16 protein-coding genes are annotated in these 20,788 nt (G+C 55.3%); 8 read left to right on the top strand and 8 right to left on the bottom strand.

Annotated elements, in window-relative coordinates; all coding sequences use genetic code 11:
* The first annotated feature begins 9 nt into the window (after positions 1 to 9).
* The 5 genes from KUE00_RS04025 to KUE00_RS04005 all read left to right on the top strand — a co-directional run bounded on the left by KUE00_RS04025 (position 10) and on the right by KUE00_RS04005 (position 10,634).
* Positions 10 to 8,325, top strand: coding sequence for a hemagglutinin repeat-containing protein (locus tag KUE00_RS04025; RefSeq protein ID WP_246758246.1), 8,316 nt, complete (start codon positions 10 to 12; stop codon positions 8,323 to 8,325).
* Positions 8,325 to 8,582 (top strand): hypothetical protein, encoded by a 258-nt coding sequence (locus KUE00_RS04020; RefSeq protein WP_246758245.1) that lies wholly within the window; start codon positions 8,325 to 8,327, stop codon positions 8,580 to 8,582. The genes KUE00_RS04025 and KUE00_RS04020 overlap by 1 nt, the downstream gene beginning before the upstream one ends.
* A 251-nt stretch (positions 8,583 to 8,833) precedes the next feature.
* Positions 8,834 to 9,817 (top strand): VENN motif pre-toxin domain-containing protein, encoded by a 984-nt coding sequence (locus tag KUE00_RS04015; protein WP_246758244.1) that lies wholly within the window; start codon positions 8,834 to 8,836, stop codon positions 9,815 to 9,817.
* 341 nt (positions 9,818 to 10,158) lie between these two features.
* On the top strand, positions 10,159 to 10,377 hold the full coding sequence (locus tag KUE00_RS04010; protein ID WP_246758243.1) for a hypothetical protein: 219 nt from the start codon (positions 10,159 to 10,161) through the stop codon (positions 10,375 to 10,377).
* Positions 10,374 to 10,634 carry an immunity protein gene (locus KUE00_RS04005; RefSeq protein WP_246758242.1) on the top strand — a complete coding sequence of 87 codons (261 nt, stop codon included), beginning with the start codon at positions 10,374 to 10,376 and terminating at the stop codon, positions 10,632 to 10,634. Before KUE00_RS04010 ends, KUE00_RS04005 begins: the two co-directional genes overlap by 4 nt.
* Positions 10,635 to 10,895: 261 nt before the next feature.
* Here KUE00_RS04005 and KUE00_RS04000 read toward each other — a convergent pair whose 3' ends face one another.
* Positions 10,896 to 11,051, bottom strand: a complete 156-nt coding sequence (locus KUE00_RS04000) for a hypothetical protein (RefSeq protein WP_246758241.1) — start codon at positions 11,049 to 11,051, stop codon at positions 10,896 to 10,898.
* On the opposite strand from KUE00_RS04000, the gene KUE00_RS03995 reads away from it, so the two are divergent.
* Positions 11,050 to 12,018 carry a VENN motif pre-toxin domain-containing protein gene (locus KUE00_RS03995; protein WP_246758240.1) on the top strand — a complete coding sequence of 323 codons (969 nt, stop codon included), beginning with the start codon at positions 11,050 to 11,052 and terminating at the stop codon, positions 12,016 to 12,018. The two genes, KUE00_RS04000 and KUE00_RS03995, sit on opposite strands and share 2 nt — an antisense overlap.
* Positions 12,019 to 12,308: 290 nt before the next feature.
* On the opposite strand, the gene KUE00_RS03990 is transcribed toward KUE00_RS03995, so the two are convergent.
* Positions 12,309 to 12,467 (bottom strand): SymE family type I addiction module toxin, encoded by a 159-nt coding sequence (locus KUE00_RS03990; RefSeq protein ID WP_246758239.1) that lies wholly within the window; start codon positions 12,465 to 12,467, stop codon positions 12,309 to 12,311.
* 512 nt (positions 12,468 to 12,979) lie between these two features.
* Here KUE00_RS03990 and KUE00_RS03985 point away from each other — a divergent pair.
* Positions 12,980 to 14,263, top strand: a complete 1,284-nt coding sequence (locus KUE00_RS03985) for a cystathionine gamma-synthase family protein (protein WP_246758238.1) — start codon at positions 12,980 to 12,982, stop codon at positions 14,261 to 14,263.
* Position 14,264: 1 nt separating this feature from the next.
* Here KUE00_RS03985 and KUE00_RS03980 read toward each other — a convergent pair whose 3' ends face one another.
* Positions 14,265 to 15,185: an alpha/beta hydrolase gene (locus KUE00_RS03980; protein ID WP_246758237.1), complete on the bottom strand. Its 921-nt coding sequence runs from the start codon at positions 15,183 to 15,185 to the stop codon at positions 14,265 to 14,267.
* Positions 15,186 to 15,404: 219 nt separating this feature from the next.
* On the opposite strand from KUE00_RS03980, the gene KUE00_RS03975 reads away from it, so the two are divergent.
* A complete protein-coding gene (locus KUE00_RS03975) occupies positions 15,405 to 16,565 on the top strand; it encodes an alpha/beta hydrolase-fold protein (RefSeq protein WP_246758658.1) in 1,161 nt (386 codons plus the stop codon).
* Here KUE00_RS03975 and KUE00_RS03970 read toward each other — a convergent pair.
* From KUE00_RS03970 to opgC, 5 genes are read right to left on the bottom strand one after another with little or no spacing between them, the layout of a single operon-like run.
* Positions 16,562 to 17,011, bottom strand: coding sequence for an ATP-binding protein (locus KUE00_RS03970; RefSeq protein WP_246758236.1), 450 nt, complete (start codon positions 17,009 to 17,011; stop codon positions 16,562 to 16,564). The genes KUE00_RS03975 and KUE00_RS03970 overlap by 4 nt on opposite strands.
* Before the next feature lie 3 nt (positions 17,012 to 17,014).
* The gene (locus KUE00_RS03965; protein ID WP_246758235.1) at positions 17,015 to 17,359 is read right to left on the bottom strand and encodes an STAS domain-containing protein; all 345 of its coding nucleotides are present in this window, start codon (positions 17,357 to 17,359) and stop codon (positions 17,015 to 17,017) included.
* A complete protein-coding gene (locus KUE00_RS03960; RefSeq protein WP_246758657.1) occupies positions 17,349 to 18,584 on the bottom strand; it encodes a PP2C family protein-serine/threonine phosphatase in 1,236 nt (411 codons plus the stop codon). The genes KUE00_RS03965 and KUE00_RS03960 overlap by 11 nt, the downstream gene beginning before the upstream one ends.
* A gap of 19 nt (positions 18,585 to 18,603) precedes the next feature.
* Positions 18,604 to 19,521: a hypothetical protein gene (locus KUE00_RS03955; RefSeq protein ID WP_246758234.1), complete on the bottom strand. Its 918-nt coding sequence runs from the start codon at positions 19,519 to 19,521 to the stop codon at positions 18,604 to 18,606.
* A 15-nt stretch (positions 19,522 to 19,536) separates the two neighbouring features.
* A complete protein-coding gene (opgC, locus tag KUE00_RS03950) occupies positions 19,537 to 20,751 on the bottom strand; it encodes an OpgC domain-containing protein (protein WP_246758232.1) in 1,215 nt (404 codons plus the stop codon).
* Positions 20,752 to 20,788 lie beyond the last annotated feature (37 nt).

Below are 20,788 nucleotides of genomic sequence, written 5' to 3'. Positions count from 1 at the left end.
GACGCAGCCATGAACAAAAACTTCTACCGTATCATTTTCAATAAAGCCCGTGGCATGCTGATGGTCGTGGGCGAATTCGCTATTTCGGCACACGGCACTGCCTCCGCTTCTTCTGAACCCGGTCAGATACCGTGCCTGATAAGCAGACTCACTGCACTGCAATTTGCGCTGCTGGTTTCTTTAAGCTGCGTCAGCATGACCTCATTTGCCGCAGTTGTTGCGGACGCCCAGGCGCCGGGTAATCAACAGCCGACCATTATTAGCTCGGCCAACGGCACGCCGCAGGTCAATATTCAGACCCCCGGTAGCGGCGGCGTCTCGCGCAACGTCTATAGCCAGTTTGACGTCGATAACAAAGGCGTGGTGCTGAACAATTCCCACGTCAGTACGCAGACTCAGCTGGCCGGCATGGTTAACGGCAACGGCAACCTCGCCAGAGGCGAAGCGAAAGTTATCCTTAACGAAGTCAATGCGCGCAACGCCAGCCAGCTCAACGGCATGATTGAAGTAGCCGGACAAAAAGCCCAGGTGGTTATCGCCAATCCCTCCGGCATTACCTGTGACGGCTGTGGCTTTATTAACGCACACCGCGCCACGCTGACCACCGGCCAGGTGCAGATGAATAACGGCCTGATCGCCGGTTACGATGTGAATAAAGGTGAGATTGTGATCCAGGGCGCGGGCATGGACAGCCGCCAGCAGAACAGCACCGATCTGATTGCCCGCGCGGTAAAGGTTAATGCCGCTATCCACGCAAAAGAACTGAACGTGACCGCTGGCCGTAACACTGTCGACGCCGCGCATCAGGAAGTCACCGCGAAATCAGCAGACGGCAGCGAGCCCCCGCAGTTCGCCGTGGATGTTGCTCAACTGGGCGGCATGTATGCCAACAAAATCCGCCTGCGCGGTACCGAAAACGGCGTGGGCGTGCACAATGCCGGAAGCATCGGCGCTTCCGCCGGTGAGGTGGTGGTCAACGCCGACGGCAGCATCAGCAACAGCGGCCGCATCACCGCGTCACAGAACCTGCTGCTGACTTCTCAACGTCTGGTAGAGAACAGCGGCAAGGTTTATGCCGCAGGCAACACGGCTATCACGGCCGGGGGCATGCTGAATAACAGCGGAATTATTGCCGCAGGCAATAACACCACGCTGAACGCCGCATCGGTTGCCAGCAGTTCCGCTGCGGCGCTGGCGGCGGGAATGAACAGCGACGGCACTCTGGGGTCGGCCGGTAACCTGAACGTGACCAGCCAGGGCGAGCTGAAGGTCAACGGCCAGGCTCTGGCGGCCGGTCAGCTGACCGCGACGGGTACCGCGCTTGATTTCAGCGGCAGTCAGACCTTTGGCAATGACATCTCATTACGGGCCAGCGCAGGCAGCATCAGTACGGCAAAAGCCACCGTGGCCGCCACGCATCAGCTTACTGCGTCAGCCCGTGATGCCATTAATAACGATAGCGGCAAAATTTCGGCTGATGCACTGAACCTTAGCGCCCGCTCGCTCTCCAGCCAGCAGGGACTGGTACAACAGCTCGGCACTGGCGACCTAAGGTTGTCCTTTATCAACGGCCTGAATAACGCCGGTGGCACCCTTGCCAGCAAAGGCCTGAATCTGACGCTGAGCACCTCATCATTCAATAATCAACAGGGTTCGCTACTGCACACCGGCAGCGGTAACCTGTCGGTGATGGTCAACGACCTGCTGGACAATCAGAAAGGCAGCATTGCGGCTAACGGCAATATCCTGCTAACAGCAGAATCCTTGAATAATCATCAGGGACAGCTGATTGCCGCGCAGAACGGCGATTTGCAGATTACTACCCAGGCTCAGCTTAACAACCTGCAGGGTGTGATGGCCGCAGCCGGGGATCTGTCGCTACAAAGCACTGGCCTGAATAACGCGGGTGGCACGCTGCAGTCCGGCACAAATATGACGCTGACGTTATCGGGTGGCGATCTTAATAACCGTGATAGCGGCAGCAACGGCGGCATTCTCAGCGGTGGAACCCTGTCCGTTGAAGGTGGAAATATTGATAACACCGTCGGGTTTATTGCCGCAGGCGGTCATGCCTACCTGAGCGGACTAAGTCTGACCAACCAACGGGGCACGCTTGCCAGCGACGCGAACCTCAGCCTGACCACTGGCGCAATGAATAACCAGTCCGGCCGCGTGCAGGCAGGCACCAGCCTGAACCTGAACACGCAGAACAATACGCTGACCAATACCGGCGGTGTGTTCAGCGCGGGCAAAACCCTGACGCTGTTGACAGGCGCACTGCTCAACTCGTCAGGGCAGTTAATCAGCGCAGGCGGGCTGCAGCTCAACACGCAGGGCCAGCAGCTGGATAATACCAGCGGCACCATTACGTCATCCGGTGATGCGCGGCTGAATACCGGTACGCTGTCGAACATCGGTGGTCAGATGCAGATAGTGGGTAACGCGCTGATTGACGCAGCCGGCGCCGGTCTGGACAACACCGCCGGACTGATACGCGGCGGCGCAAGGCTGGCGCTCACCACCACTTCGCTCAACAACCGCAATACTCAACGCGAAAACACCGGTATCGAAGGCCAGTCGGTCATTCTCACCAGCGCCGAACTCGATAACTCAGGCGGTGCGATTCGGGCAAACGACCTGCTCGATATCACCACCAGCAGCACGCTGAATAACAGCGGCGGCCTGATTTCTTCGGCTTCCCGGCTCAGTTTCAACGGCGGCGGCTCGCTGGCTCTTACCAACACCGCCGGCACGCTTATTGGCGGAAGTAACCTTAGCCTGACCGCATACTCATTAAGTGGCGATGGCCGGGTACTGTCTCAGAACGCCATGGATCTGGTCTTACAGCAGGCTTTTTTCAATCAGGGCCAGGTCGTTGCTAACGGTAATATGAATGTCACCTTTAGCGGTGGCCTGGTGAATCAGTCGCTGATCAAAGCCGGTGGCGTGCTTAACCTGCATACCGCAAAGCTGGAAAACCAGCAGTCGGCGGAAATCAGCGCCGCAGAAAATCACCTGCTGATTTCCGGCAGCGTTACCAACCGTGGCCTGCTTGATGGCGGACTGACGCATGTCTCCTCCTCTGTCCTGACCAATACCGGCACCGGACGCATCTACGGCAACCATATTGCGCTACAGGCCGGGACGCTGAATAACCTGGCCGAAAATGGCGCCGCCGCAACCATTGCCGCTCGTGAGCGGCTGGATATCGGTGCTGGCCAGATAAACAACTATGAACATGCGCTGATCTACAGCCAGGGCAATATCGCCGTCGGCGGCGTGCTGGACGACAGCTGGCAGGCCAGCGGCAAAAGTGCCGTGTTTAATAACCACAGCGCCACGCTGGAATCCGTCGGGGATATGACGCTTGATATCGGCGAAATTAACAATATCAACGACCATCTCGTCACCGAAGTGGTGATGGTTGAGCGGTCTTCTCATCACGAAGCGGTGCTGAGCGGCTCAACCATCCGTTTTGACTGGAACGATGTGGATACCAGTACCAAAAACAAATACAACGTTCACGCGGCCATCATGCCTGACGGCTCAAGCGGCCGGACCTTCTACGAATATCAGTACGAGCGCACCATCACCGAAACGCAGGTAAAAGAGAGCGATCCGGGCCAGATTATGGCCGGCGGCAATCTGACCATCAACAGTGACCGGGTCAATAACCACGACAGCCGCATCGTGGCTGGCGGCCTGCTCGGTGGCGCGATTAGCGAGCTGAACAATATCGCCACGATGGGCCAGCGCGTCATTACCGATATCGGCACGCAGGTCCGCTGGTATGCCAAAAAGTCCAGCAACGGCAGGGGCGGCACGAAAACATCACAGGGTAAGGACTACAGCGGCTACAGCCCCGAGGACGTTATTCAGACCATCGACCTGCAGACCATGACGTGGCAGGGAAATACGGCCATCAGCGGCAGCGGAACAACCGTCGCCGGGCGTGATACCTCAGGCGCAGACACCACTATTATTCACGCCGGTGATATCACTGCGGATAGCGGACAGACACCGCTGACCCCACCTTCCGGACACCTGGTGGAAATCGCTCAGCCAGACGGCGATGGCGACACCGCAATCAGGGCGATCGTCCCAAACACAACGCTGCCGGATAACAGCCTGTATCAGTTGCATCCCGGCAGCAACGTGCCGTTCCTGATCGAGACCGATCCGCGCTTTACCGATAAAAAGCAGTGGCTGGGCAGCGACTATATGCAGAACCGGCTCACGCAGGATCCGGACAACGTGCTGAAGCGTCTGGGAGACGGGTTTTACGAGCAGCAGCTTGTCCGCCAGCAGGTGGTGGCGCTGACCGGCAACCGCTACCTGAGCGGCTATAGCAGCGACGAGGCACAGTTCCGGGCGCTGATGGATACCGGCGTCGCCTTTGCCGAAAAGTACAGCCTGACCGTCGGCGTGGCGCTGACTGCGGCACAGATGGCGCAGTTGACCAGCGACATGGTATGGCTGGTGAAACAGACCGTCACGCTGCCGGACGGCACCACGCAAGAGGTACTGGTGCCGCAGCTGTATGCCCGCGTTAAACCAGGCGATCTGGACGGCAGCGGCGCGCTGCTGGCGGGTAACAATATCTCGCTGAACGTCAGCAACGATCTGACCAACAGCGGACATATTAAAGGCCGCAACGTCACGCAGCTGACGGCAGATAATCTGAACAACAGCGGCTTTATCGGCGGCGGCCGCGTTGACCTGCGAGCCCGCACCGATATCAATAATACGGGCGGAACGCTGCTGGGCAGCAGCAGCCTGACGGCAATAGCGGGCCGCGATATCAACAGCATCAGCACGCTGGGCGGTCGCCCGGACAATATCACCTTTGATCGTCCGGCGGGCATCTACGTGCAGAACGACAGCGGCACGCTGGTATTGCAGGCGATGAACAATGTTAACCTCACCGCGACACAAATCAGCAACGGCGGCGCAGGCAGCCAGACGCAGATTGTTGCCGGAAACGACCTGAACCTGGGCACCCTCACCCTCACCGGCAGCGAGAGCGCCAGCTGGGGCAAAGGCAACGACCGCACGCTGACGCAGAGCACGGATATCGGCAGCCAGATTATCGGTAACGGCGACGTGCTGCTGTCGGCAGGCCACGACCTGAATGCCACAGCGGCCACGGTCAGTGCCGGTAACGCGCTGCGCGTGGCGGCGGGCAATGACATCAGCCTCACCAGCGGTAACGCCTCTTATCACCTTATCGAGAACAGCCACCAGACCAGCGGCGGCATGCTGTCGAAAAAATCGGTTACCACGCATGATGAGGTGCAAAGCCGGAGCGCGGTAAGCAGCAGCTTTGATGGCGAGACGGTCAGGATGCAGGCGGGACATGACCTGAGCGTCTCAGGAAGTACCGTGGCAGGCACGCACGATGTAGCCCTGGCGGCAGGCAACAATCTGACCCTCACCACGACGGAGGAAACGCGCCGGGAAAACCATCTGCGCAAGGAGACAAAAAGCGGCCTTTCCGGCACGGGCGGCATTGGCGTCACGGTCGGCAGCAGCTCGCTGAAAACCACCGACGATGCGGTAACCCACGGTAATCTCGGCAGCATGGTCGGCAGCTCACAGGGCAGCGTGACGCTGAGCGCGGGCAATAACCTGCTGGTTCAGGGTTCGGACGTGCTGGCAGGAAAAGACCTTCGCCTGAGCGGGAAGGAAGTGAATATTCTGGCAGCGGAAAACCAGTCTTCACAGACTCATATCACCGAGCAGAAGCAGAGCGGCCTGACGCTGGCATTGTCGGGGGCCGCAGGCTCCGCGCTGAACGCGGCGGTCACCACGGCGAAGCAGGCCAGCGAAGAAAGCGACGGCCGCCTGGCGGCGTTGCAGGGCATGAAGACAGCGCTTTCGGGCGTCAGCGCCACCCAGGCGCTCAGGCTGGACGAAGCGAAAGGTAACGACCCGTCGAACAACAACACCGTCGGCGTCAGCCTCTCTTACGGCAGCCAGAGCTCGAAATCGGAAAGCGTGCTGGCACAGACTACCCAACGGGGCAGCAGCCTGACGGCGGCCGGCAATCTCAGCATTACCGCAACCGGCAGCGGCGTAAAAGGCGAAAGCGGCGATATCACCGTGGCGGGCAGTCAGCTTCAGGCGGGCCAAGACCTGCTGCTGTCGGCCAGCCGCGACGTCAATTTGTTTTCAGCCGAAGAAACCAGCAGCACGCGCAGCAATAACAGTAGTAAAGGCGGCAGCGTGGGCGTCGGCATCACGGCGGGCAGCGGCGGCACGGGCCTTAACGTCTCGGCCAGCGTTAACAAAGGCAAAGGCCATGAAAATGCGGACATCGTCAGCCACGTGGAAACGCAGCTGAACGCGGGCAACCAGGTAACGATAGCCAGCGGCCGCGACACCACGCTTGCCGGCGCGCAGGTCAGTGGCGAAACGGTGAAGGTCGACGCGGGCCGCAACCTGACCATCGCCAGCGAGCAGGACAGCGAAATGTTTGACGCGAAGCAGCAGAATGCCGGTGCCGGTGCCGGTTATACCTTCGGTGCAGGCACGGCAACGGCCAGCGTAAACGCCTCACGCGATAAAATGAACAGCGACTGGCAGTCGGTGACGGAGCAGTCGGGTATTTTCGCCGGCAGCGGCGGCTTTGATATCACCGTGGGCAAGCACACGCAGCTGCACGGCGCGGTTATCGGCTCGACGGCAGAAGCGGACAAGAACAAACTGGACACCGGCACGCTGGGCTTCAGCGACATTCACAACCACGCGGAATACGAGGTTGAGCACGTCAGCGCGGGTATCAGCACGGGCGGCAGCATCGGCAGCCAGTTCGCCGGGAATATGGCAAACGGCCTGCTGGCGGGCCTGAACGGTTCGGACAGCGCGGACAGCACGACAAAAGCAGCCGTGGTGGAAGGCACCCTCACTATCCGCGATAAGGCAAATCAGCAGCAGAATGTTGCAGAGTTAAGCCGGGATGTGGAAAATGCGAATCCGGGGCTTGCACAAATCTTCGACAAGGAAAAAGAGCAGAACCGGTTGAAGGCGGCGCAGCTTATTGGGGAGATTGGCTCGCAGGTAATGGATATTGCACGGACGGAAGGCACCATCCGGGCAACGAATGCGGGCAAGGCGGAGTTGGAAGCTAAAGGGATTAAGGAGCCGGAGAAAGGCGCGTCGAAGGAAGCCTGGGCCGACTACAATAAAGCGCTGGCGGCAACGGACAGCTACAAAGCGGCGCAGCAGCAATGGGGAACCGGCAGCGCCATTCAGCAGGGACTTCAGGCGGCCACGGCAGCGATACAGGGCCTGGCAGGCGGTAGCGTGGCGCAGGCAGTCAGCGGCGCGGCGGCACCGTATCTGGCGGAAGTGATCCACGGCATGACCACCACGAAAGGCCCGGACGGCAAAGATGTGGTGAACGTCGAAGCGAACCTGATGGCGCACGCGGTGGTCGGTGCGGTCACGGCGTACGCCGCAGGCAACAGCGCGCTGGCGGGCGCGTCCGGTGCGGCAATGGGCGAATTTATCGCGCAGCAGATGTATCCGGACGTTGACCGTAACAGCCTGACCGAAACCCAGAAGCAAACCATCAGCGCACTCGGTACGCTGGCGGCAGGTCTTGCAGGTGGCGTTGTGGGTGACAGCATGGCGGACGCTGTGGCAGGGGCGCAGGCCGGGAAAAACTCGACGGACAACAATAACCTTTCGTTACCAGGCGGACTGGGAAGTTACGGCCAGGCGGCGGCTTCGCTGGGAACCTCAATGACCGAAGCCGGGGCAACGGCGGAAGAAATCAACGCCGCGCTGAGTAAGAATGCGAAAGGTGATTTACCCGAGGGCGCAAATATAACCAAAGTTATTGTTGAAGGTTATAAAGATGGCGTACTGATTGCCGGTGCTGGTTATTTAGGTCCGGCGGCATCGGTGGGTAAAGTTGTGGGTGGTGCAGTTATTGCCGAAATAGCCAACGGCACCTATCAGTGGTTCGATATAAGCCAGCCGGGTAATGAAAATAAAACCTGGGATTATGGCAGCAGCGTATCAGCCGGAATAACCGGTGCGCTGGCTCCGGGGCGTGGCGTCTGGCAAAACGTTGGCATAGCGGCAGGTGGCGCGGTGTTAACGGATGGCGCTGATGCCGGGGCTGTTGGTAGTGCCGCCGCCGGAGCCTGGGCTGGCGGGATGTTCGGAGAATATGCGCCGGGTATTGTAAATTCAGTAACAGGAAAAGAGCTACCCAGCATTGTTTATGATTACTGGGGGGGTGTCGCTTCTGAGTTTACATATGGCTTTATGAAGGACATAGGCACACCTCAAAATAACTCTAAGGATAAAAAATAATGAAAAAAATATGTGGTTATGCAGCCTTATTTTTCTATAGCTGTTTTTCATCAATAATAATGCTCATCATACTTGGGGCTGGGATCTCAGGCTTTTATTATATAAAGAGTGGTTTTTTTAATTTCCCTTTATCACAAATAAAACGAGCTATTGTTTTTGGCTGTATTGCAGGCACAGCCATAACAGTAGCAGCAATCGTCTTTAATCTGATTGATTATTTTAAAGCCCGAAAATCATCCCCATCCGCTCCGAAGTAAACAACGATCCCGGCCCAAACGAGCCGGGAGTTATCTTTGACAAGGAAAAAGAGCAGAACCGGCTGAAGGCGGCACGGCTTATTGGGAAGATTGGCTCGCAGGTTGCGGATATCGCGCGGACTGGGGGTCAGATAGCGGGCGAAAAAGCGAAGCGCGACCCGGCAAAACTGGCCGAAGCGAAAGCGCAGCTGGAAAGCAAAGGTAAAGCGTTCACGGATGAAGACGTTGCGAAGCAGGCTTATAGCAACGCAATGGCATCCTGGGGAACCGGCAGCGCCATCCAGCAGGGGATCAGCGCGGCCACGGCGGCAATCCAGGGCCTGGCGGGCGGAAATATCGGTCAGGCCATCAGCGGTGCAGCCTCACCCTACCTTGCTGAGCAAATTCACAAGCTGACGGAAGGCAATCCGGAAGCACAGGCGATGGCCCACGCGGTTGTCGGGGCGGTAGCGTCTTATGCCTCGGGCAACAACGCCCTGGCGGGAGCCGCCGGAGCAGTCAGTGGCGAGCTCATGGCGCAGCTGGTGATGAGGCAGCTGTATCCGAATAAAACGGACGTAAGCCAGCTGACGGAGACGGAGAAACAAACCATCAGCGCGCTGGGTACGCTGGCGGCAGCAAATAAACAGAAACCAGGAATTGTGGCTAATTATGAATCGGGAACCCAGGCCGCTATCAAAGAAGCCTGTAGCGGCGGAACGCCGGTATCCTGTGAAACGGCGATGGCAGCAGTGGGCAGCGCAATAGCCTGGCCGCTGCTGCCGGGTGCAGCAGCAGCAACCAGCCTGATCGGCGCGGGGGCTAATGCTGGGGTGGGCTTGCTGATTAATGGTGAAGTGAATCCAAATGATGTGATTCTGGGGTACTGGACAGGCGCATTTACAGCCGGAACGAGGCTGTGGGGTACGATGGCCGTGAATGCTGGCAGTGGTGCCACATCAAGTTACCTTAAAGGTGACAATCCGCTGAAAGGTGGATTGATCAGCGGGGCTGCATCTGGCCTAGGTTATGGTGCAGGTAAATTGGTTGAATTGCCATTTGATAAAGTCCTTAATCCAATGAAGCCATGGAAAGACTGGATCTGGACGGATGTCGGGATGGGAATATCCAAACCGTTGCCGATTAATCCAGTGCCAGGTATGGCTGGTAATGCCTCGGGTAGTACGGCGACAGAAATCTTCAATGATCAAGCAGGTAAAGCAGATGCGAAATTCCAAAAAAGGAACCAAAAATGAATACAAAATCTTGGTTCTTCATTTTTTTCTATCTGTTTTTTGCTTGCAATGTAGCAATGATCGTATTGTTTTTATTTTTATACGTTCTCATTAGAGGTTATCTCTTATTGGTTTACCACATCCCATTTGAGCTGACCTGGCGTGATTCATGGAAGTATACCAAAGCTGCCTGTTTCACAGGGTCGTTGATAGCTACTGGTTGTTGGTGGATTTATTACCAGCATTCAAAAAAAAAGTAGATACAAGTGACCTGACAGATACTCTTTAGCAATCAGCTGCAATAAAAAGGGTTCTGGTTCACTGAGACGGCCAGTATTACTGGTGCATATACGAGCGCTAAGTTGCAAGGGAAACATATACTTCCAAGTGTAATTGGTGCTGGTTTTGGTACAGCGGTGGGTGCAGCAGGTGGTAAATCTGTAGAAATTGGAAATAAATACTTCCCTATTGTCTCAGATAAAACCGCTGGTATTGCTGGAGCTATTGGCGGTTCTGTAATTAGCGAAGCGACGGGAAGTAAAGTTGAAGATAAGCTAAAGGTTGAAGGAGATAACAAATGACACCTAATACTTATGGCTTAAAATCTCTTTTTATTTTACTGATAACTTTTATCGTTACCATGACTCTTGCTTTTTTGTCAGGTTGCTTATGTGCTGCAATTTTGGTTTATTTTAAAAATGGTTCTTTCATTTTTGGCTGGCATGAAGATGTTCTTTTTTCAATTAAAAGAGGTATCGCGGTGGGAATCCCTACAGGCGTAGGTATCTGGCTTTTATCCAAGATGAAAGAAAAAGAAGATCCATCCTCAGACTCGTAAAGCTCTAACCCCGGTATTGGCCGGGGTTCTCTTCTCTGCTGATCACTCTTCAGTAGCCACGTAATCCAGCCTTCCCCACTCAACCGTGCCTGCCGGGATCTTGCGTGGCCGCTTCTGCGGCGTGGCAACCAGCTCAATATATGCCGCGATCTCCTGCTGCTTGCGGTCGGATAACTTCTTACAGGCCAGCTAAGAACCGGGAGCCGGTGCCACGAAGGAAGCCTGGGCCGATTACAATAAGGCGCTGGCGGCAACGGACAGCTACAAAGCGGCGCAGCAGCAATGGGGAACCGGCAGCGCCATCCAGCAGGGAATAAGCGCGGCTACGGCAACGATACAGGGCCTGTCGGGCGGTAGCGTGGCGCAGGCGGTCAGCGGCGCGGCGGCACCGTATCTGGCGGAAGTGATCCACGACATGACCACCACGAAAGGCCCGGACGGCAAAGATGTGGTGAACGTCGAAGCGAACCTGATGGCGCACGCGGTGGTCGGTGCGGTCACGGCGTACGCAGCAGGCAACAGCGCGCTGGCAGGCGCGTCCGGTGCGGCAATGGGCGAATTTATCGCGCAGCAGATGTATCCGGACGTTGACCGTAACAGCCTGACCGAAACCCAGAAGCAAACCATCAGCGCACTCGGTACGCTGGCGGCAGGTCTTGCAGGTGGCGTTGTGGGTGACAGCATGGCGGACGCTGTGGCGGGGGCGCAGGCCGGGAAAAACTCGACGGACAACAATAACCTTTCGTTACCAGGCGGACTGGGAAGTTACGGCCAGGCGGCGGCTTCGCTGGGAACCTCAATGACCGAAGCCGGGGCAACGGCGGAAGAAATCAACGCCGCGCTGAGTAAGAATGCGAAAGGTGATTTACCCGAGGGCGCAAATATAACCAAAGTTATTGTTGAAGGTTATAAAGATGGCGTACTGATTGCCGGCGCAGCTTATTTAGGCCCGGCGGCAACGGCAGGTAAAGTAATATCGGGTTCTACAATTGGTGCTATCGCAAATGGTACTTATCAATGGTTCGATATCAACAGTGAACAAAATAAGAGCCTGCCGGAAAATCAGCAAAAAACCTGGGATTTCTGGAGCAGCACATCAGCGGCAATTACCGGTGGTCTGGCTCCGGGGCGGAGTGTCTGGCAGAACGTGGGAATAGCGGCAGGGAGTGCAGTATTTACTGACGGTGTTGATACTGGTTCTATCAGTGGTGCGATGGCCGGAGGTCTGATTGGTGGCGCTGTTGGTAAATACTCACCTGATTTACTTGAACCTATCATAGGCCCTTCAGCTGGTTTCTGGACTGATGTAGGCAGCTCTTTTATATCTGAGGCTACAAGTAGTGCAACGAAAAATGCGATAAATAAGCTGGAGAAAAAACAGTGAAAAAAAAGCCGATAATAACGCTCTTAATATTAAGTATCTTATACGGGACGGCTTTCTTTTTTTGTATAGGCTTGATATTGAGATTAGCGATTAATTTTATATATCTGAGAAGTATCAGTCTAGATATACAAGATATCCTCAAAACAGGAGTTATAAGTTTTATAGCAGGTGTAGCCGGTGGCTTAGGTTCATGGATTTTCGCCAAAATAGACGAGCGTAAAGATCGAAAACCGCCCCCATCCGATTCGTAGTAAATAACAATCCCAGCCCCAGCGGCTGGGATCCTTACCTTACAACAAGCCACTTAATCCAGCCTTCTCCCACTCAACCGTGCCTGCCGGGATCTTGCGTGGCCGCTTGTGCGGCGTGGCAACCAGCTCAATATACGCCGCGATCTCCCGCTGCTTACGGTCGGATAACTTCTTACAGGCCCGCTTCAGCGTGGTCACCACCTCCGGCTCTGCGGGCAGCTCCGGCTACGGTTCCTGCTGGGTAATAATCAGATATTCCTGCATTACCTGCACGTTAACCGGCGCCCCCGTCGCAAGCCCTGCCTTTTCCAGTCGCCAGTATTCAAAGCAAAAAATGCTGAATAAACACCAACACAAAAATTCTTTTCATTTATTAATTTTAAAACCGAAGAAATAATTTAACTAAAAACGCCAAAAAGAAAAACCATATATTTTACTTTCAAGGTGTTTTTGTAATCTATTTTAATATCGTTATGGCTTAGAGAAGCCAGCAAAGTTCATCATATGCTATGGCTTTTTTATGCGCCTGACCACCCTCGCCTTTCTACGGCCATGCAGACATACAGACTTCCAAATACAGTTTTACCCATATTTAATAATGCATTAAGTTTTAACGATAGAATTTTAATTCATATAAGAACGTCATGTCCTCCGTGTTAGCTTATGCTGAAAATAATTTGTTATCGCATGCCTTGTTGGCAGGAGATCGTATGGCTGTGCAACACTCAAAAAAAACACATCTCGGTAATCGTGAGCTGCAACCCGAAACGCAAATGCTGAACTACGGTTTTGATCCGGCGCTCTCTGAAGGCGCCGTTAAGCCGCCAGTATTTCTGACTTCTACCTTTATTTTTAACAGCGCGGAAGAAGGCCGGGACTTCTTTGATTACGTCTCCGGGCGTCGTGAACCGCCAGAGGGCGAAGCGAACGGCCTGGTTTACTCGCGCTTTAACCATCCCAACAGCGAAATTGTCGAAGATCGCCTGGCGATCTATGAACGCACCGAAAGCGCGGCGCTATTCTCTTCCGGCATGTCCGCCATCTCTACTGCGCTGCTGGCCTTTGTCGAGCCTGGCGACGCAATTCTGCATTCGCAGCCGCTCTATGGCGGCACCGAAACGCTGTTGAGTAAAACCTTTCATAAACTGGGCGTGGCCTCCGTTGGCTTCGCTGATGGCGTGGACGAAGCCTCGGTGCAGGCTGCCGCTGATGAAGCGATGAAGCAAGGACGCGTCTCCGTCATCCTGATTGAGTCGCCAGCTAATCCAACCAATAGCCTGGTCGATGTTGCGCTGATTAAACGGGTGGCGGACGTGATTGAACAACGACAGCAGCATCGTCCGGTCATCGCCTGTGATAACACGCTGCTTGGACCAGTATTCCAGCGTCCGATTGAGCACGGGGCCGATTTGTCCCTTTACTCTCTGACCAAATACGTTGGCGGTCATTCCGACCTGATTGCCGGTGCGGTAATGGGCAGCAAGGCGTTAATTAAAAAGATTAAGCATCTGCGTAGCGCTATCGGCACGCAGCTCGATCCGCACTCCTGCTGGATGATTGGCCGTTCACTGGAAACCCTGGCGCTGCGCATGGAACGTGCCAACGAGAATGCGGCCGCCGTTGCGGCATTTTTACGCTCGCACGAAAAAATTGAAAAGCTGCACTATTTGCCGTTTCTGGAAGCGGGCTCCCCTGCGGCCAACGTGTTTCAAAAACAGTGTAGCGGCGCAGGCTCTACGTTTTCATTTGATGTCGTGGGCGGCCAGGCGGCGGCTTTTAAGCTGCTGAATGCGCTACAGCTGTTTAAGCTGGCGGTCAGCCTTGGCGGCACCGAATCGCTTGCCAGCCATCCGGCCAGCACCACGCATTCTGGCGTGCCGGTAGATGTCCGGACGCGTATCGGCATCAACGAAGCGACCGTGCGCGTTTCGATTGGCATCGAAAATAAAGACGATTTGATTGAGGATTTACGGCTGGCGCTGGCGGCGGTGTAATTTACTTCCCCGTTCCGCTTCTGTGTTCCAGCCATTTCTCATAAGCCCGGGGCCATGCAGCAGCAGGCGTGCCGGGCTTGCCCATGCCAAAACCGTGACCACCGCTGGCGTAACGGTGCATTTCAACCGGTACACCTGCTTTCTGGCAGGCTGCATACATAATTAAGGTGTTTGCCGGATCGGAGACAGGATCGTCTTCTGCCTGCACCAGAAAAAAAGGCGGTGCGGCGGGCGTGACGTAGTTCTGCACTGACCAGGCGGCTTCCGCTTTTGCTGTCGCATGCGGGCTGACAAGAATACGGTGGACAGAAGTGTGCGTATAAGGTTTTTCGAGGGTAATCACCGGATAGATCAGCGCGGCGCTGTCTGCCTGTGCGGGCAGGCTGTCGAGCTTATCTGTCGGTGGGTAAGACTGGAATTCAGGGCGTGCGGCGGCCATGCCCAACAGATGACCTCCGGCGGAAAATCCCAGCACGCTGACGGATTTTTCACGCTGCCTGATAATGCGTAAAGCCCGCTGCGCGTCCTGTAGAGCAACTAATGCCCCATCGTTCCAGCCTTCACTCGGCAGGCGATAGCTCAAAATGTAGCAGGTATAGCCGCGCCGGGTCAGCCACTGTGCCGCCGGCAGCGACTCTTTGCCCGTTTCAATCCGCTTGTAGCCTCCTCCGCCCGCGATCAGTACCGCCCGCCCGTCCGGATGCGCCGGAGTCATTACGGTCAGCGTCGGGACAGCAATCTGGTGCTGAGCGCCCGTTGCAGACACGATCATCTTACTCTCAGGCCCGCCGCCGCCCGGTGGAACGCCATCCCACAGTGGGATTATCTGGCTTTGCCCATACAAAGAGGAGGCAAATGAGAGCTCGCTTTTAGTAGCGACGAGAGTGGCCGCAACGCTCGCCAGAAAATGACGCCGGTTCATCTGATTCTCCTTAACGCTGCCGGAAATGACGTCTTATTATCGCTGGCTGAAGATAAAAACGCCGTGTTTCTTTGTTTCCTTACGGCGCAATTTGTTTCACCAGCGCCGTGACGCGTCCGGCAACCCGTCTCTATTTTTACGAAACGCAATGGTCCACGCTTTTCTTACCTTATGCCACAATGAAAACATCTTTTTTTTAGTAAAGGAATTCTGATGAATATTCGTTGTCGTGTTCTGTATTGTGCCGCAGCGTTATGGAGCAGCTCGCTGATGGCGATCCCTTTACCCGCGAAGCCGCCAGAAACGCTGGCGCCGGATAACTATATTTCCCGCGTAAACAAGGACAACAGCATAACCTGGCGGCTTTGGGCACCCTCCGCTAAAGCCGTAGAAGTAGTAACCGGTGCAACTCCCGATCGCTATGTCGCGCATGCCATGACCAAAGATGAGCGCGGTATCTGGTCGTTTACCAGCGACCCCGTACAGCCCAACTTATATGAATATTTCTTTAATGTGGATGGCTTCAGAAGCGTTGATACCGGCAGCGCACAGGTAAAGCCGCAGCGTCAGGTTAATACCAGCCTGATCCTGGTGCCCGGCAGCCTGCTGGACGAACGCGAAGTGCCGCATGGCGAAATTCATACGCTGACCTGGCACTCCTCGGTGTTAAACCGTGAGCGGCAGCTTTCCGTCTGGGTTGCGCCAGGCGCGGAAAAAAGCACGGCTCCTTTACCGGTGCTCTACTTTTATCACGGCTTTGGTGATACCGGCCTTTCTGCACTGGTACAGGGCCGTATTCCGCAAATCATGGATAACCTGCTGGCGGAACAAAAAGTCGTCCCGATGCTGGTAGTGATGCCGGATACGGAAACCGAGCTGGATGGCGTCATCCCCGAGAGCGTTCCTCCAGCCAGCCGCCGCCAGACGTTTTATCCGCGTAATGCGCAGGCCGCCGATAAAGAGCTTATGCAGGAAATTATCCCCCGGATTGCAGAGCGTTATAACGTGCGTAAAGATGCAGATGGTCAGGCGCTGGCCGGATTATCACAGGGCGGTTATCAGACGCTGGTCAGCGGCATGCGTCACCTGAATCAGTTTGCGTGGCTGGGTATCTTCAGCGGCGTCACCACGGAAAGCGTGCCCGACTTTCGCGTCACGGCGCAGCTCAAAAAAGCGACCGCCGTTAATCGCCAGCTTAAGCTGTTTACTCTGGTGACGGGCGAAGACGACATCACTGCGGGACGCGACATGACTGGCCTGAAAGCCCAACTCGATCGCAGCGGCATCGTTACGGACTGGCACAGCGTGCCCGGTCTGGGTCACGAAATGGATCTCTGGCGTCCGGCCTATATTGAATTTGTGCAAAAACTTTTTCGTTAGCGGTTTACCGGCGGCAGCATCTTGCTTAACGCCAGCCGGTTAACGCCGCCGTCCGATCGATAGCAAATTTTATCCACGCAGGCATACATCAACGCTATGCCTCTTCCGCCTTCGCTCAGGTTTTCCAACTCTGGCAGCGCATCGTCAACCGATGGCGCAGACGAAAGCTGCGCCGCAGGCACGGGCACTCCGCTGTCAATCAGCATCACGGTTATCGCACCCGCATCATGGCTGAATGCTACGCGATAGTCTGCCTCCTGCCGGGTCGGGTAGCCGTGGCGAATAATATTGCTGGCGGCTTCGCAAAGCGCCAGATCGAGTGGATAAATCCAGCTTTCATCAACGGGGAAATGCGCCAGATAGCGGCGCAAAACCGAACCCAGCATGGTCAGACTGTTAAGCGTGGCCGGAAACAGCCACTCTTCATCAGGCACCTGGTGCGTCATTGCTTATTCCCCCATGTTCAGTTCGGCTATCGCGTCGCTCCGCTCCGGGTAAATGGTAAAAACGCGATCCATGCGGGTTAGCGAGAACATGTTTTTGATATTGCCGTTTAGCGCGCAGAGCGCCAGCGTGCCTTTGCCGCTGCTGGCCTTCAGCAGCGAAATCAGCGCCCCCAGGCAGCTACTGTCGATAAAATCAACGCGGGAAAAATCCAGCACCAGTCGACTCTCGCCCTGCTGAATCACGGCTAACACTTCTTCTTTAAAGCGCAGCGCGACAGAAGCATCAAGCCGTCGCGTCACGGGCGTTAACAGCGTCACGCCCTGCTGTTTTTCTCTTTCAATTTTCATCGATTTTTTCTCCATTTGACAGATAGAGCGGCTGACGTTCAATGACCATCAGGGAGATATCATCCGCCGCCGGCGCGTTTTCACCCGGCGCGGTATCGCGCCAGAGATTAAGTCTGTGCTGCACCTGAGCCAGCAGGCTGGCCACCGGCATGTTGCCAAGCGAAGCCAGCAGCGACTCCAGCTGCCGGGAGCCAAACATAACGTGTTCCGGGTTTTCGCATTCGCTGATGCCGTCGCTATAGAGGCAGAGCCGTTCGCCGGGTTCAAGCCTGAAGCTGCTCTCTTCCCAGCTGAGCTCTTCGAGCAAGCCAACCGGCGGGCCGCCATCGCCCACGTGGCGTATGTCACCCTCGCAACTGACAATAAAAGGGGTTGGATGGCCGGCCTGGCAGAGCTTTCCCTCACCGCTTTGTAAATTGATGACGCCGTAAATCATGGTGAAATAGCTCAGCACATCGTGGTTTTGCGCGCAAAAACGTTCATTAAGGATGCTGACTACCTGGGCAGGAGGGGTAATCTCCTCTCCACTAAACAGAAAACGATCCACCGTACGACCATGCAGAAATTGCCTGGCGACAGCGACCGACAGCATTGCAGCGCTGACGCCGTGTCCTGCGACATCAACGCAATAGAAGCCTACGGCCTGGTGATCGAGCGGAAAAAAATTAAAAATATCGCCCGATACCCACGCCGAAGGAATAAATAGCCAGTCGGCGTAGTAAGGGTCATGGTGCAGAGCGTGCGGAGGTAAAATGCTGAGCTGTAGTCTGGCCGCCGCCTGTAGATCCTGCTCAATCTGTCTTAACGCTTCGCTTAAGTTATTGTTTCGGGCCGCCAGCGTAGCTTCCAGCCGCAGAACACGCTCGCCTGCGTGCAGCCTTGCCTGTAATTCGATTTGATTAACCGGCTTGCGCAAAAAGTCATCGGCGCCGACGGCAAAACCCGTTCGCAGATCTTCAACGCTTTCCCGGGCGGTAAGCACGATCAAATAGACATAGCGATCCTGCACCCGCTGGCGAACCTGCTGACAGAGCGTCAGGCCGTCCATTACCGGCATCTCCCAGTCGCTGATCAGCAGGTTGATCGGATGTTCCAGCAGTATGGCCAGCGCCTGTTCGCCGTTTTCGGCCTCGAAGACCTGATATCCCCATTTTTTCAGCAGTGCGGCCAGCAGCTTGCGCCAGGTGGCTGCGTCGTCGACGACCAGTACGGGCTGAGATTGCAGCGTTAACATAGTAGTGGCCTCAGAAGGGCAGAAACCAGATCAGGGAAACGGTACCTTCACGGAACTTTGCATTGCTGTTGCTGCGGCCAGGAAAGTGGGTTCCGCTGTAGTTACTGTACTGCACGGAAAACGATCCTGGCGTATAGCCTGCATAGCCAAAGCTGTAGCTATAATCCCCGTTCCAGGGCTGTTGCTGCTCAGATTTGGGATACCAGAAGGCGGTAGCCCGGATAAAAAAGTGTTGTTTGAAGGTATAGCCGCAGCCGCCCAGTCCAACCTGTTTATTTGCCCGAATATCGTTGTCGGCAAGCGAGTAATAACGCGGAACCCAGCTGTAGCCGACCTGGCAGGTCAGCGCATCGCCTTTATTGATCAGCAGATGTTTTTCCAGAGATTTCGGCAAAGAAAATTTATAGGCGAACGTAAAAGCGCCCTGCTCAAAATAGGTATGGCGCGCATTGCCGGAAGTAAACAGATGGTTATCGCCATAGTTACTGTAAACCAGGCTAAAGGTGTTGGGATGCCAGTCGTCATAGCCAAAGCTGTAACGAAAATCCGTGGTGTATTTGTCAAAATCGGTAATCGGCGCGCGGAGAATGACGTTGCCAAACCAGTAGCTGTACGGTGAATATTGCAGGCTGAGATTCAGCAGCTGATTAATTTTTTTCTTTTGCTGTGCAGAGGCCGAGCCGTTTGGAATGGTCAGCCACTGCTGTTTCATGCCGCTGGAAAAGCTGAGCGCGCCGGAAAACTTATTTTTATTGCCGGAAAACAGGCGGCTCCAGCGGCTGGTGAGCGCAGCGGCCTGCAAGGGTTCGCTGCTGGCCGACACGGTATCATTATCGGTGGTGGCGGCCTGCGCGCAGGGCAGAAACGCCGCGCAGATAAGCACCCACAGCAGCCCCCGGTTAAGCGCTGTCCGCCCGCGATAAAACATGCAGTTTTCCTTCTTCTAATTAGGGATAAAGCGGCCGCCAATCTCTTTTTTCGCCATCCACCACAGCAGGCCCAGCGCGCTGAGATGAATAAAAGTGTTGCGCAACCAGGCATGATGCCAGAGATCAAAATGCACAAACTGGCTGACTGCCAGCACCACAAAAACGTGCACGATAAAGGTGTACAGCGAATGCTGGCCCAGCGGGATCAAGAACCAGCCAAACAGACGTTCGACAGGCTGCCAGAAAAAAGTCAAAAGCAGATACACCAGCAGCATCAGGCAAAAATCATTCAATACCCGGCAGGGCCCCAGCGCGTTTTTTCCGGCCAGGTGATGATAAAACCAGTTGAAATCCGCTGGCGGAATAACGTGTAGCAATAGCGCTGGCGGCATAAAGGGGTTGGTGTGGTTCTGGGCAATAAACATCATTACCAGCGCGTAAATGACCATGATGCCCATAACAACGCGGCCTGGCGGCATGCGCGCCAGCGACATCAGTTCATCTTTGTACCAGCCGCAGCACATGCCGCAGACAAAAATAAGCTGCCAGGCAAGCAGAGGAAAAGCGAATTCAAACTCCGCTACCGTCAGCCGCGTTGACCAGAGCTGATAGCTGATATAGGCCGCCAGCGAAGCAAGCAGTAGCCAGACCACCCGCCCGCTTTGCAACAGGCCAAGGAACAGTGGGCTAACCAGCAGCAAACAGATATACAGGCCCAAAATTTGCGTCTGGTGCGGCCCTATTTGCAGGTAAAGAACGATATTAAACCAGGTCTCTTTGATCTGCGGCGTGGTGGGGAAAAGCGCCCAGACGGTGCCGGAGTAGCGATCGACAAAGTGCGTAACCTCAAAGGTATTTACTACGCTCAGCCTGTTTAGCGCCAGTATCAGCAAAATAATCGTAAGGTTAACCAGATAAATTTTTGCGGCGCGCCGCCACAGCGTCCAGCCAATCGTCAGCAGCACCTCTTTTTGCAGGCGCTGGCGGTTTAGCATGCCCAGCATAAAGCCAGACAGAATCACAAATCCTTCGGCCCCGGTGGTTAAACCAAAACGCTCCCAGGTGAAAATATTTACCAGCGATAAAATTTCGGTGTGGGCCACCACCATCATCACCAGCGCAATGCCTCGCAACATATCAATGCGCAAATCACGTTTTCCGGGAACGGCATAGCGCCAGGCGCGCCAGTCGATAGCTGTAGTCTGCGAAACGGAAGCTGAATCCACCATTATTCATTACCATAATTAATATCAAGCGAAGCGGAAT

Origin of the sequence: Erwinia phyllosphaerae (genome assembly GCF_019132875.1) — a bacterium.
Classification (GTDB): domain Bacteria; phylum Pseudomonadota; class Gammaproteobacteria; order Enterobacterales; family Enterobacteriaceae; genus Erwinia; species Erwinia phyllosphaerae.
Note: the sequence above shows the minus strand (reverse complement) of the source record. Positions and strands in the feature narration are given on the sequence as shown.

Bases quoted from the DNA above. Each gene is read 5' to 3' on its own strand.
- KUE00_RS04025 (WP_246758246.1), top strand. From the start codon at position 10: ATGAACAAAAACTTCTACCGTATCATTTTCAATAAAGCCCGTGGCATG.
- KUE00_RS04020 (WP_246758245.1), top strand. From the start codon at position 8,325: ATGAAAAAAATATGTGGTTATGCAGCCTTATTTTTCTATAGCTGTTTT.
- KUE00_RS04015 (WP_246758244.1), top strand. From the start codon at position 8,834: ATGGCATCCTGGGGAACCGGCAGCGCCATCCAGCAGGGGATCAGCGCG.
- KUE00_RS04005 (WP_246758242.1), top strand. From the start codon at position 10,374: ATGACACCTAATACTTATGGCTTAAAATCTCTTTTTATTTTACTGATA.
- KUE00_RS03995 (WP_246758240.1), top strand. From the start codon at position 11,050: ATGACCACCACGAAAGGCCCGGACGGCAAAGATGTGGTGAACGTCGAA.
- KUE00_RS04000 (WP_246758241.1), bottom strand. From the start codon at position 11,051: ATGTCGTGGATCACTTCCGCCAGATACGGTGCCGCCGCGCCGCTGACC.
- KUE00_RS03985 (WP_246758238.1), top strand. From the start codon at position 12,980: ATGGCTGTGCAACACTCAAAAAAAACACATCTCGGTAATCGTGAGCTG.
- KUE00_RS03980 (WP_246758237.1), bottom strand. From the start codon at position 15,185: ATGAACCGGCGTCATTTTCTGGCGAGCGTTGCGGCCACTCTCGTCGCT.
- KUE00_RS03970 (WP_246758236.1), bottom strand. From the start codon at position 17,011: ATGACGCACCAGGTGCCTGATGAAGAGTGGCTGTTTCCGGCCACGCTT.
- KUE00_RS03965 (WP_246758235.1), bottom strand. From the start codon at position 17,359: ATGAAAATTGAAAGAGAAAAACAGCAGGGCGTGACGCTGTTAACGCCC.
- KUE00_RS03955 (WP_246758234.1), bottom strand. From the start codon at position 19,521: ATGTTTTATCGCGGGCGGACAGCGCTTAACCGGGGGCTGCTGTGGGTG.
- opgC (WP_246758232.1), bottom strand. From the start codon at position 20,751: ATGGTGGATTCAGCTTCCGTTTCGCAGACTACAGCTATCGACTGGCGC.